General features: G+C 36.4%; 15 protein-coding genes. 10 read left to right on the forward strand and 5 right to left on the reverse strand.

What is annotated here, in order from left to right; genetic code table 11:
• Positions 1 to 167 precede the first annotated feature (167 nt).
• Both ACQKMD_RS09795 and ACQKMD_RS09800 read right to left on the reverse strand, forming a co-directional pair.
• Entirely contained in the window at positions 168 to 1,148 is a 981-nt protein-coding gene (locus ACQKMD_RS09795; protein WP_427751560.1) for a 4-hydroxy-3-methylbut-2-enyl diphosphate reductase, read from the reverse strand.
• Positions 1,149 to 1,231: 83 nt separating this feature from the next.
• Positions 1,232 to 1,906, reverse strand: coding sequence for a hypothetical protein (locus tag ACQKMD_RS09800; RefSeq protein ID WP_427751562.1), 675 nt, complete (start codon positions 1,904 to 1,906; stop codon positions 1,232 to 1,234).
• Between the two features lie 176 nt (positions 1,907 to 2,082).
• Here ACQKMD_RS09800 and ACQKMD_RS09805 point away from each other — a divergent pair, with 176 nt between their 5' ends.
• Together ACQKMD_RS09805 and ACQKMD_RS09810 are read left to right on the forward strand one after the other, a co-directional pair.
• On the forward strand, positions 2,083 to 3,381 hold the full coding sequence (locus tag ACQKMD_RS09805; protein WP_427751563.1) for a DEAD/DEAH box helicase: 1,299 nt from the start codon (positions 2,083 to 2,085) through the stop codon (positions 3,379 to 3,381).
• A 19-nt stretch (positions 3,382 to 3,400) separates the two neighbouring features.
• Positions 3,401 to 4,291, forward strand: a complete 891-nt coding sequence (locus ACQKMD_RS09810) for a deoxyribonuclease IV (protein WP_427751565.1) — start codon at positions 3,401 to 3,403, stop codon at positions 4,289 to 4,291.
• An 87-nt stretch (positions 4,292 to 4,378) separates the two neighbouring features.
• Here the strand turns inward: ACQKMD_RS09810 and ACQKMD_RS09815 are convergent, their stop codons facing one another.
• The gene (locus ACQKMD_RS09815; RefSeq protein ID WP_053416357.1) at positions 4,379 to 4,618 is read right to left on the reverse strand and encodes a hypothetical protein; all 240 of its coding nucleotides are present in this window, start codon (positions 4,616 to 4,618) and stop codon (positions 4,379 to 4,381) included.
• Positions 4,619 to 4,721: 103 nt separating this feature from the next.
• On the opposite strand from ACQKMD_RS09815, the gene ACQKMD_RS09820 reads away from it, so the two are divergent.
• Genes ACQKMD_RS09820 through ACQKMD_RS09830 form a run of 3 tightly spaced genes read left to right on the forward strand, consistent with a single transcriptional unit; the run spans position 4,722 to position 6,793 of the window.
• Complete coding sequence (locus tag ACQKMD_RS09820; protein WP_427751567.1) at positions 4,722 to 5,495, forward strand: metal ABC transporter ATP-binding protein; 774 nt, start codon at positions 4,722 to 4,724, stop codon at positions 5,493 to 5,495.
• Positions 5,492 to 6,334, forward strand: a complete 843-nt coding sequence (locus ACQKMD_RS09825; protein ID WP_427751569.1) for a metal ABC transporter permease — start codon at positions 5,492 to 5,494, stop codon at positions 6,332 to 6,334. The genes ACQKMD_RS09820 and ACQKMD_RS09825 overlap by 4 nt, the downstream gene beginning before the upstream one ends.
• Positions 6,335 to 6,355: 21 nt before the next feature.
• Positions 6,356 to 6,793 (forward strand): Fur family transcriptional regulator, encoded by a 438-nt coding sequence (locus tag ACQKMD_RS09830; protein ID WP_427751571.1) that lies wholly within the window; start codon positions 6,356 to 6,358, stop codon positions 6,791 to 6,793.
• Positions 6,794 to 6,959: 166 nt separating this feature from the next.
• On the opposite strand, the gene ACQKMD_RS09835 is transcribed toward ACQKMD_RS09830, so the two are convergent.
• Complete coding sequence (locus ACQKMD_RS09835; RefSeq protein ID WP_427751573.1) at positions 6,960 to 7,220, reverse strand: excalibur calcium-binding domain-containing protein; 261 nt, start codon at positions 7,218 to 7,220, stop codon at positions 6,960 to 6,962.
• Positions 7,221 to 7,378: 158 nt separating this feature from the next.
• Here ACQKMD_RS09835 and ACQKMD_RS09840 point away from each other — a divergent pair, with 158 nt between their 5' ends.
• The 4 genes from ACQKMD_RS09840 to ACQKMD_RS09855 all read left to right on the forward strand — a co-directional run bounded on the left by ACQKMD_RS09840 (position 7,379) and on the right by ACQKMD_RS09855 (position 9,980).
• Positions 7,379 to 7,585, forward strand: a complete 207-nt coding sequence (locus tag ACQKMD_RS09840) for a hypothetical protein (protein ID WP_427751574.1) — start codon at positions 7,379 to 7,381, stop codon at positions 7,583 to 7,585.
• Between the two features lie 32 nt (positions 7,586 to 7,617).
• Complete coding sequence (locus tag ACQKMD_RS09845) at positions 7,618 to 7,749, forward strand: hypothetical protein (protein WP_427751576.1); 132 nt, start codon at positions 7,618 to 7,620, stop codon at positions 7,747 to 7,749.
• Positions 7,750 to 8,011: 262 nt separating this feature from the next.
• On the forward strand, positions 8,012 to 8,914 hold the full coding sequence (locus ACQKMD_RS09850; RefSeq protein ID WP_427751578.1) for a TetR/AcrR family transcriptional regulator: 903 nt from the start codon (positions 8,012 to 8,014) through the stop codon (positions 8,912 to 8,914).
• Positions 8,915 to 9,209: 295 nt separating this feature from the next.
• On the forward strand, positions 9,210 to 9,980 hold the full coding sequence (locus ACQKMD_RS09855; protein WP_427751580.1) for a sulfite exporter TauE/SafE family protein: 771 nt from the start codon (positions 9,210 to 9,212) through the stop codon (positions 9,978 to 9,980).
• Between the two features lie 43 nt (positions 9,981 to 10,023).
• Here ACQKMD_RS09855 and ACQKMD_RS09860 read toward each other — a convergent pair whose 3' ends face one another.
• Entirely contained in the window at positions 10,024 to 10,806 is a 783-nt protein-coding gene (locus ACQKMD_RS09860; protein ID WP_427751583.1) for a TrmB family transcriptional regulator, read from the reverse strand.
• A 388-nt stretch (positions 10,807 to 11,194) separates the two neighbouring features.
• Here ACQKMD_RS09860 and ACQKMD_RS09865 point away from each other — a divergent pair.
• Positions 11,195 to 11,377 (forward strand): DUF4372 domain-containing protein (locus ACQKMD_RS09865; RefSeq protein WP_427751585.1); only part of this gene is annotated, 183 nt, incomplete at its 3' end.

Consider the following 11,377-nt stretch of genomic DNA (forward strand, 5'->3'; position numbering starts at 1 on the left):
GATAAAAGTTGCTTGAGAAGCGCTAAGGAGGCTGCGAGAAGCGCCAAAGCCACAGTGAGAAGCAACAAACCCCAGCAAGCAGCCAGAATCCCCACAACAAACGCCAGACCACAGCACAATAAAAAAGCCCCTGATGCAAACTTTCAACATCAGGGGACTCATCAAAATTATTTCGAAGTTGGATATGGATCGATTTTGACAACCGGTTTCGGCGTTTTAATTTTGGGTAAGATTTTATCAAGTGTGACAGAGCGCTCCATATTGTGAGTCTCTGGATCGGCAGGATCGTATTGGTCTAAGAACCTGATTACTTCTTTGACAATTGGTGTTGGTGTAGAGGCACCGGCTGTGACACCTACAGTATTAACACCTTTTAACCACTCTAATTTTAATTCAGAAAGATCTGCGATACGATAAGATTTTGTATGCGCAATTTCTTCTGAAACTTGCGTTAGGCGGTTAGAGTTATTACTTTTTGGATCTCCAACTACTATTAATAAATCAGTTGCACCAGCTTGCTTAGCAACAGCTTCTTGGCGAACTTGAGTGGCAAGACAAATTTCTTTATGCACTTCGATATTTGGAAATTTTTCTTCCAAACGTTTCATTAAATGTGCAACATCCCATTGACTCATTGTCGTTTGGTTTGTTACAAGTAATTTTTCGCGATGTAATTGTAATTGATCAATATCTTCAATAGATTGCACTAAATGTACAAAATCAGGAGCAACACCAATGGCACCTTCTGGCTCAGGGTGACCTTTTTTCCCGATATAGATAATGTCATAGCCTTCTTGTGATTTTTCAGCTATTAAATCATGGGTTACAGTTACGTCAGGGCATGTAGCATCAATTGACACTAAGCCTTTTTGACGTGCAATTTCACGAATTTCAGGCGATACACCGTGAGCTGTGAAAATGACTGTCCCTTTATCAACTTTGTCTAAAATGTCTTTGCGGTTTGTACCGTCAAGAGTAATAATTCCATCTTGTTCAAATGCGTCCGTTACATGTTTATTATGAACGATCATTCCGAGAATATAGATAGGTCTAGGTAATGTTTTGTCTAATGCAGCGTTGCGCGCGATGACCATAGCATCAACGACACCATAGCAATATCCTCGTGGCGTAATTTTAGTTACTTGCATGATCCGAACTCCCTTCATTGCTCGTTAAATACCATTATAACGGACAGCCCGACTATATACAAAGAATCGGTCACTATTTTACTTTAAAATGGTGGTTGGAATATGCGGGGAGTGGAAGGTCTAGGTGTTCTAGGGGTGGAAGTACTTTGTTCTGGTGCAGAACTACTACTCCCTAGGTCACTCCCTTGTGAGCGTGATTCTTGTCGAGGGGTAGCCCCTCCTAAACTAGCCCCTTCCCCACCTGATGAAGGAATTGATTTAAAACCTTTATATAGTCTATAAAGTGCAGGTAAGTTTTGGAACATAGGCGACATTTGTTTGAAAATAGGCGTGAACTGTTGCGCTGTAGACATAAACTTATCAGCAGTTGCCAAATATTGATCCATCTTTGCCAAACCACCAACAGCACCAGCAGCGTTTGCAACACCAGCAGCGCCAGGTCCAGCAGCAGCAGCGGCCCTACCGAACATGCCAGCAGCGCCAGGCCCAGCAGCAGCAGCGGCTCTACCTACCATGCCGGCAGCGCCAGGTCCAGCAGCGGCTCTACCAAACATACCAGCAGCTTCAGGCCCAGCAGCAGCGGCTCTACCAAACATGCCAGCAGCACTAGGCCCAGCAGCGGCTCTACCAAACATGCCAGCAGCACTAGGCCCAGCAGCGGCTCTACCAAACATACCGGCAGCACTAGGACCGGCTGCAGAAGCACCTCCAGCTTGCGATAAACCTTGCGCAAATGGATAAAATGATGAATAGCGCATTAATGATCTCCTTTCTATTCGGTATTTGCACATTTTTATCAAGAATAGCCACTATTTTAAAAAAATAATGGTCGCCTTGAATTGACGTACGTTCTATTAATAGATATCATATGCAAATGGTCTACTAAATGTACGAATCATGTTACAATGAGGTAAGTAAGTTAGGAGGGACAATTATGTCCAAATATACAGATTACAATTTTCAACCTTTTTTGCAAGATGCAATTAAGAAATTAGGTTTCACAGAACCGACGCCTATCCAAAAGGAAATAATTCCTTTGGTATTAAAAGGGAAAAGCGCTATCGGTCAAGCACATACAGGTACAGGGAAAACACATAGTTTCCTTATTCCAATCGTAGAGCGAATCCGTGCAGATAAAGAGGAAGTGCAAGCGGTTATTGCTGCACCAACTCGTGAGCTTGCAACACAAATTTTTGCAGAGTTGCAAAAACTAATCGAAGAAACATCGATCCAAGCCAAATTGTTCATCGGGGGTACAGACAAACAACGCTCAATCGATAAACTAAAAACGCAACCGCAAATTGTTGTTGGTACACCAGGACGAATTCGTGATTTAGTTGATGAGAAAGCTTTGTTAGTATATACGGCGCCAATGCTTGTGGTAGATGAAGCAGACCTTGCATTCGACATGGGCTTCATCGAGGATATCGATAAATTTGCTTCTCAAATGCCTGAAACTCTTGAAATGTTCGTTTTCTCAGCAACAGTTCCTGAAAAATTACAACCTTTCTTGAAAAAATATATGTCTTCACCTGTCCATATCAAAATGGATGATAAGCGACCAGTAGCGGAAAATTTAGATTTCTATTTAGTATCAACTCGTAGTAAATCAAAAAACAGTCGTTTACTTGAAGTAATGAAAACAATCAATCCGTATTTAGCTATTATATTCACTAACACGCGTTCACAAGCGAATTATGTTGCTGATTTCTTAGCAAATAACGGCGTCAAAGCTGGACGTATCCACGGTGACCTATCACCACGTGATCGTAAAAAAGTGATGAAACAAGTACGTGACTTGGAATTCCAATACATTGTTGCAACAGACCTTGCTGCACGTGGAATCGATATTCCAGGAGTCAGCCATGTTATTAACTACGAATTACCTTCGGATTTAGAATTCTTCATTCACCGTGTAGGTCGTACAGCTCGTGCTGGTAACAAAGGAACGGCTATCACAATTTTCGAACCATCAGAAGAAGATGCAATCGTACGCGTTGAGAAAATGGGTATTCCATTCCAACCAAAAGACATTAAAAACGGCGAACTAATTGACATGAAAGAGCGTAATGCACGTCAAAATCGTGAGAAAAAAGAAAACGAAATTGACAAAAAAGCAAAAGCTCTTGTCCGTAAACCCAAGAAGGTTAAACCTGGCTATAAACGTAATATGAAATGGGAAATGGATAAAGTTAAAAAACGTGAACGTCGTTTGAAAAACCGTCAGAAATAGTAAAGGAGGACCACAGACCATGCTTATTGGCTCACACGTATCTATGAGCGGCAAGAAAATGCTGCTAGCTTCAAGTGAAGAAGCAGCATCCTACGGGGCATCCACTTTCATGATCTATACTGGTGCTCCTCAAAACACACGCAGAAAACCAATTGAAGAGTTGAATATTGACGCAGGATTATTGCATATGCAGGAGCATGGACTTTCGAATATTATTGTCCATGCACCGTATATTATCAACATTGCCAATACAACAAAACCTGAAGTATTTGCACTTGGCGTCGACTTCTTGCAAAAAGAGATTGAACGAACAGCAGCAATAGGTGCAAAACAAATTGTTTTACATCCAGGTGCTCATGTTGGTGCAGGTACTGAAGTTGGTATTGCAAGAATCATTGAAGGACTTAATGAAGTACTATCACAAGATTATCCAGTACAAATCGCTCTTGAAACGATGGCTGGTAAAGGCTCTGAATGTGGTTGCACTTTTGAAGAACTTGCTCAGATTTTCGATGGTGTAAAAAATAACGAACGTCTTTCTGTATGCTTTGACACTTGTCACACACATGATGCAGGCTATGATATTATCAATGATTTTGATGGAGTTCTTGAAAACTTTGATAAAACGATTGGTATCGATCGTATCAAAGTGCTCCATATCAATGATAGTAAAAATGTTTGCGGTGCAGCTAAGGACCGTCACGAGAATATTGGCTTCGGTCATATTGGCTTTGACGCCCTAAACCGTATTGTCCATCATGAAGCATTTCAAGATGTACCGAAAATTTTAGAAACACCATTTGTTGGTACAGATGCAAAAAATAAAAAAGCACCATACAAATATGAAATTGAAATGTTCCACAACCAATCTTTTATCCCTGAGAAAATAGATGCATTAAAAGGGGAATAATTTTAATGGTTTTGAATGATGAAGACTTCTCTCCTAAAAAGGTGAGAAGTCTTTTTTGTGTACTGTTATCATAATGTTGCGAGAATTTTAGCGACCAAACTGTTTTAGTAAATCTGCTGTTTTCTGTTTGCCAATGGCTTTCTCAATATCCCGCATTACTTGATCGGGTATCCCCATTAGCACCCATTGAATGGAAAAGGACGATAATAGTGGGCGCAACTTTTGAATTTCTTTTTTCGATAATGGAATCTTGTAATTTTTTGCATAGAGGGCAAGCTCCTCATCCGATTTGCCTTGGAATTCCTGTATTAATGACATATAATCCATACTTTCACCCTTTCAAGTATTCGTTCTTTACAAAGTCCTATCTTTCACTTATACTAATTCTTTGTAAATCGTAATGATTCTGAATTAGAAAGAAGCGAAGAATATGGCGCAAGTGCCTTTAATCGAACTTAAAAATGTTTCATTCCAATATGACTATACTCAAGTGTTATCAAATATTTCTTTAAAAGTGGAGCAAGGCGATTTTCTCGCATTACTAGGACCAAATGGCTCAGGGAAATCAACAATGTTAAAACTGATCTTAGGGTTGATGAAACCAACTTCCGGTCAAATTGAATTATTTGGAAAGCCAGCAAACACATTTAAAAAGCGTGAGTTGATTGGTTATGTTTCACAAAAATCAAACTCGTTTAACTCAGGATTTCCAGCAACAGTAAAGGAAGTTGTTGCAAGTGGCTTAACAAAAAAGATTGGTCTTTTCAATCGCCACTTAACTGATCAAAATGATAAAGTGATGCAAGCATTACAAGACGTCGGAATGGATGGCTTTGCGAATCGAAATATCGGTGAGTTGTCAGGCGGGCAACAGCAGCGTGTCTTTATAGCGAGAGCGCTTGTCGCAGAGCCGAAGTTATTAATCTTAGATGAGCCGACAGTCGGTATTGACCACGAAAATGTGCAGTCATTTTATGATATGCTCGCAAACTTAAATGAGCACCATAAAATGACAATGATTTTAGTAACACATGATGTCGATACCGTTTCAAATCGTATAAGTCATGTTGCTTGTTTAAATCAAACAATTCATTTTCACGGCTTCAAAAACGATTATGATTCGTTAGCTGATGATCAATTGAATGCTTGGTATGGTCACACAGTACGTAAAATTCACCATACTAAAGAGGAGAAGACGCAATGATTTCATCTATACTACATTATGAATTTTTACAAAACGCATTTTTATCTGGCATTATTATAGGAATCATTGCTCCGTTACTTGGTGTTTTCATCGTCGTAAGAAGATTATCGTTAATTGCGGATGCTCTAAGCCATGTAACCCTTGCTGGGATAGCTGGTAGTCTTTATCTAAGCCAAACGTTCACAGGTCTAGCATTACTTAATCCGCTTTATTTGGGGATTGTGGCATCTGTCAGTGGCTCTGTACTTATTGAACGATTACGTCGCCTTTATAAGCATTATGAGGAGTTAGCAATTCCAATTATAATGTCTGGTGGGATTGGGATTAGTGCAATTTTCATCTCACTTGCAAAGGGCTTTAGCACTGATTTATTTAGTTATTTATTTGGTTCAGTATCAGCCGTTAGTAGACAGGATTTATTTATAGTTGTGGCAATAGCTTTGTTAGTGATAGCATTTATATATTTATTTTATAAAGAATTATTCGTTTTATCATTTGATGATGAATATGCAAAGGCGAGTGGTTTGCCTGCAAAATGGATTCACTTATTATTTATGATTGTGACAGCTCTAGTTATTGCTGCTAGTATGCGAATTGTTGGGATTTTACTAGTTTCATCATTAATGACGTTACCAGTAGCAGCAAGTATTCGTATTGCGAGAGGCTTTAAACAAGCTATATTATATGCAATTATTTTTGGGGAAATTGCTGTTATAGCAGGTCTTGTATCAGCCTTTTACTTAGACTTAGCACCTGGTGGAACAATCGTCGTAATCTCTATTTTGATTTTATTAATCGTTATTGTGGGCAAGAAGATTGCGATGAGCGTACGCGCTTAATTTACAAGGAGGAGTTTGGGTATGAATATTTCTAGAGCATGGGAAATTTTAAAAGAGAATGGCTATAAAAAAACGGATAAACGAGAGCAAATTTTAGATATGTTCGCGGCTACAGAAAAATACTTAACCGCACGTGACCTGCTACTTGTTATGAAAAAAGATTACCCAGGTATGAGTTACGACACAATCTATCGTAATCTTGCTACTTTTGTACAGCTAGGAATTCTTGAAGAAACCGAACTTTCCAGCGAGCGTCACTTCCGCATGCAATGTGAAACGGAACATCATCATCACCATTTCATTTGTATGGCATGTGGCAATATTAAAGAAATTCATCTTTGCCCAATGGACCTCCTACAAGAGCAACTACCATCATACGAAATCGATGATCACAAATTTGAAATCTATGGCAAGTGTCCAGATTGTAAAAAATATCAGCAATCACAAAGTAAAAAGTAAATAAAAACAAGGGGTTATCTAATAAGTCCTATTTCGACTCATTGTCGCTCCATTTTAAAAACCAAGAATGTTGATTTAACAGCATCTTGGTTTTTTATTTACTTCATTTTGGATGATTTAGCCCTTTTGGGATAGCCCCTTGTTTTATTATGAGGAGGTTGAGGTTTTATCTTTCACAAGCAATGCCATCTTTATCACGGTCTTTCGACTTATTAGCTGCGTAAAGTTTGGCAGATACTGTAGGTTTATATTTAGTTTTACCGCCTTTGTTTTTTACTTTGTTATCTTTAGCAATGCCACCCTTGTAAACTTTGTTAAGCTCTGTACAGTTTTTAAATGATTTAGCAGCGGCATCTGTTTCTAAAGGGGGAACAGATAATCCAAGTAGTAATGTTGATGCGAATGTTGCAAGAATAATTTTTTTCATTGTAATACCTCCATAGTGTATATGTTGTAAATATAACAGTACTTACCTTACCATATATGTCATTAGAAAAAACCTTAAAATTGATGAGACTTGATAATAGTGAGTCGGATAAAATATATTATAGTGGAAGATATGACAGAGTATACGGGTAATTGATGATGAAAAAGAGTAGGGTAATAAGATCGGTTACTGCTGTTTTTGCTATAGCTATTTTCAGCATATCTATATATACACTCATTGCTAAAATAACAGATACATCAGCAATTCAAATTGACAAAGTGGAAGTATTGAATGGGCAATCATTGCATGTGAAAGGTGATTTTACTGATAGTGCTAAAAAGTATGCAGGTAATATTTTGATATAATTGATGACAAGTTTTATTTGAGAATAAAAACCGTGCTTTTTGGTGGTAGAGCTGATGGCTTTGATTTTGAAATAAAGGATTCAAATTTAGCCAAAATAGAAGCAGTCTATTTGCAAGGAGAGAATAAGAATAATCAAGTGTTATTATGGACACCAGAAGAGTAATTTGGGTTAGTTAAAAATCTTTGTAATAGGTAAGTACATACAGTTGATGTTGCAACTATAGATACTATACAAAAACTAATAAAAGAATAAGGATGATAGTTAATGAGTTGTAGTGGTTCGGATATTCCAAATGAATTAATTAACTGTTAAATTTTTTATTCACTTTTATCAATTAAATTGAAATTCTAAAAATTCCTAATTAAGTCATTGTGGTAAGATGTAGTTAAGAGTATAAACAGCTATTATTCAAAGGAGTATTTAGATGAATAAACGAAAAAAGCAAGTCATTGAAAAAACTCATGAGTTATTTATAGATAAGGGTTATCATTCTACATCGATACAAGATATTCTTAATCACTGTGGTATTTCTAAAGGATCATTTTATAATTACTTTCCTTCTAAGGCTGATCTTTTTAAATCCGTCTTTAAATTAATGTTAGATGAGCTAAAAGAGAAAAGAGATAAATTAATGATTGGAAAAGATATCTCTGATGTTAATGTATTTATAGAACAAGTGAGTTTAATGATTAGGGAAAATCGAAAAAATAAATTACATCAGCTATTAAATGATGTGATTGTTTCAAATGATCCAGATCTAATTAAATTCATTAAAAATTTTAAATTTATGTTTTTACAGTGGGTACATGGTCGGTTTTTAAATATACTTCCAAATGATAAACAACCTTATTCATTTGACTGTGCCATTATGTTCAATGGTATTATACAAAGTTTCCTTCAAACGACGAGAATTTTACATGAAAGTATTTCAGATAAGCAGATTGCTAAGTATTGTATGGATCGTATTATGAATATTTTAGATGATATAAGTAGAAAAGAGGATCGAATTTTCACACCGGAACAAGTAAATAAACTTTTCCCACAGGCTAATAACGATGATTTCTTTGATAATGAATTATCCTTTACAACTCTTGCTTTAAGAAGGGAAATTGAAAAAGTATTTGTTAATGAGAACTCAAAAAGAGATACTTATTTAAATCTTCTCTCTTTTATTCAACAAGAATTGTTGAATAAGGAAGAACCAAGAGCATTTCTTATAGAAAGTGCTTTTTCTACTTTAAATAATTGTGCTGGATTGAATTCAACAGCATCTTTTGTTAATTACCATAAAATGTTAACTAAAATGGATTATAATGTGATTATCTAAACAAATAAGGTAGTAAAAGCAATGGCTTTTACTACCTTTATTTAATGTCACCCTTTTACCAGTTTGCCATGCACCTATTACAAGTCCTGCAATGAGAAGCGCTATACTCCCATAGTGAAAATGATATTGATCATTGAATCATTCCTCTCTAAACTTAGTATACGAAACATATTAAAGAATAGTTATATTATTTAGATAATGCACATTTTCTCTATTTACAATGCAATGAAATATAGTTACTATTATAGTAGTAACGTTATTCAGCTTATACTTGAAAGTTAAGGAGTTGGTTTACATGATGGATTTAGACTTATATACACTTTTATTGTTAATTGCATTTGGCTTTTTAGCAGCATTTATTGATTCAGTCGTTGGAGGGGGAGGTTTGATTTCTATTCCTGCATTAATGTTTACTGGTTTATCACCTTCTACAGCGATTGCAACGAATAAGCTAGCAGGGGCAATGGGATCCCTTACTAGCACTATTTCATTTTTTCGTTCTGGAAAAATCGATTTTAAAATAGTCGGTAAATACTTCCCACTCGTGTTCTTTGGTTCGATGTTAGGTGCATGGTTTGTACATTTTATATCACCAGAAGTGCTGAAGCCGCTTGTGTTAATACTTTTAATTGCTGTGGCAACATATACGATCTTCAAAAAAAACTGGGGTCAAAAGTCGTCTTATGTGAAACTAGATAAAAAGAAAGCGCTGATATTTACAGCGGTAATGACAATTATCGGATTCTACGATGGCTTTTTAGGACCAGGGACCGGTTCGTTTTTTATCTTCGCATTTTTAATGATTGGGTTTGATTTTTTACAAGCTGCGGGTAGTGCGAAGTTTTTGAATTTTGCTAGTAATATTGCGGCGCTTATAATGTTCTTATTTCTCGGAGCTGTTAATTTCTCATATGGGATACCAATGGGGCTTGCAATGATTGTAGGTGCTATTGTAGGCTCGAGGTTTGCAATCAAAAAGGGAGCACGTTATGTACGATTGTTATTTATTTTTGTTACGGTTATTCTAATCCTTAAAAACGTACTTGATTATTTACATATTTTATAAAAAAATGACCTTCGCAAGATAAAATGCGAAGGCCATTTTCAGTTTATATTGAAAAAAATTGTTCTCTTTCAGTTGCAATCCATTTTTCTACTGTATCATTTTGTTTTTTGACTAAACGATTGACGAGAATATCGTGCCATATATAGTTTTCTAATAAATAAATATGGATTGGATCATCGGTATAAAAAGCTGTTTCTCTTTCCAAGATAGAGGGACCATAAATCATTTCTTTCCCATCAATAGATAAGATAAACCACTTTTGATGACCAATATTCTCTGTATAAGTAGTTGTGCGATGATGGTCTAAACCAAGTAATGGTTGTTCAATTTCAAAGACGATACCTTTTAAAGCGCAGGTCTCGGAGGTTGACTGTAAATCCACCAGTAACTCCTCATACATATCTCCCCAAAATGAAATCACCACTTTTTTCTCAGCCTTTTTCAGCAGAGTGCGACAGAAGGAGAGAATATGCTCGGCACCTTTTAAGGTTGCTACTCGATTATCGGGTATCAGTTCAGTTTTTTCAAGCTCCTTTAACGACTCGCTAATGGATTCAAAATTAGTGCGCCAATTTGACTGCATCGATTCTAAAAAGACATCAACAGGGAGCGGAGAATATTGCGCAGCTTCATTAATTTCTTCTTTCAAGACAAGCCCTTGTTTTTCAAGTCCGTTTAAAATTTCGTATATTCGTGCACGTGGTATGCCTGAATCCTTACTTACTTGATAGGCACTGGCAGAGCCAAGTCGCACTAATGCCAAATATGCTTTGGCTTCATATTGGTTAAAGCCAAGCGACTGTATTTTTTGTATTATATTTTGCATAAGATCACCTCAGTACGTTCGTCATTCTATTACTATCATAACAAATAGCCTGAAGACTTGCTTGAACTAACTTGAAAAGGGGGAATAAAATAGCTGTTTTTTATGGCTTGCATTTAAATGAAATAATAAGACTTCTAAATTCATTTTATCTTGTCGACCAAGCTTAAGTGGTATCCAAAAAAACAAATTCGCCATTAATTAAAGTGAACTTGAAATAATAAAAAATGTAGATAAATTTATTTCGGGTCACTAGCGTTGCATTAAAATAACTTTAATTTTAAAAATACTCAAAATGTTCAATAATCTTGTTTTGTGCATAAAAAAAGTCCTTTATAATGGATAAAGTCAGGTGGTAACCCGTCCAAATCCACTAATAAAGGAACGACATATGGACAATATTACACGAAAAACATCATTTGGACAATGGTTTTTACCCATAAATCTTCAACTTTTTGAAGAAAACGTGAAAACGATGCAATTAGATGCTTATACGAAAAAACTTACGACGGATTCATTCTTAAAATTACTGCTTTTTGCGCAGCTACAGGAAACAGAAAGTCTGCACGCGCTG

The sequence above is a fragment of the Viridibacillus sp. NPDC096237 genome, assembly GCF_050278625.1.
In the GTDB taxonomy this organism is placed as follows: Bacteria; Bacillota; Bacilli; order Bacillales_A; family Planococcaceae; genus Viridibacillus.

Bases quoted from the DNA above. Each gene is read 5' to 3' on its own strand.
- ACQKMD_RS09850 (WP_427751578.1), top strand. From the start codon at position 8,012: ATGAATAAACGAAAAAAGCAAGTCATTGAAAAAACTCATGAGTTATTT.
- ACQKMD_RS09815 (WP_053416357.1), bottom strand. From the start codon at position 4,618: ATGGATTATATGTCATTAATACAGGAATTCCAAGGCAAATCGGATGAG.
- ACQKMD_RS09855 (WP_427751580.1), top strand. From the start codon at position 9,210: ATGATGGATTTAGACTTATATACACTTTTATTGTTAATTGCATTTGGC.
- ACQKMD_RS09810 (WP_427751565.1), top strand. From the start codon at position 3,401: ATGCTTATTGGCTCACACGTATCTATGAGCGGCAAGAAAATGCTGCTA.
- ACQKMD_RS09830 (WP_427751571.1), top strand. From the start codon at position 6,356: ATGAATATTTCTAGAGCATGGGAAATTTTAAAAGAGAATGGCTATAAA.
- ACQKMD_RS09800 (WP_427751562.1), bottom strand. From the start codon at position 1,906: ATGCGCTATTCATCATTTTATCCATTTGCGCAAGGTTTATCGCAAGCT.
- ACQKMD_RS09840 (WP_427751574.1), top strand. From the start codon at position 7,379: ATGAAAAAGAGTAGGGTAATAAGATCGGTTACTGCTGTTTTTGCTATA.
- ACQKMD_RS09835 (WP_427751573.1), bottom strand. From the start codon at position 7,220: ATGAAAAAAATTATTCTTGCAACATTCGCATCAACATTACTACTTGGA.
- ACQKMD_RS09805 (WP_427751563.1), top strand. From the start codon at position 2,083: ATGTCCAAATATACAGATTACAATTTTCAACCTTTTTTGCAAGATGCA.
- ACQKMD_RS09795 (WP_427751560.1), bottom strand. From the start codon at position 1,148: ATGCAAGTAACTAAAATTACGCCACGAGGATATTGCTATGGTGTCGTT.
- ACQKMD_RS09820 (WP_427751567.1), top strand. From the start codon at position 4,722: ATGGCGCAAGTGCCTTTAATCGAACTTAAAAATGTTTCATTCCAATAT.
- ACQKMD_RS09825 (WP_427751569.1), top strand. From the start codon at position 5,492: ATGATTTCATCTATACTACATTATGAATTTTTACAAAACGCATTTTTA.
- ACQKMD_RS09860 (WP_427751583.1), bottom strand. From the start codon at position 10,806: ATGCAAAATATAATACAAAAAATACAGTCGCTTGGCTTTAACCAATAT.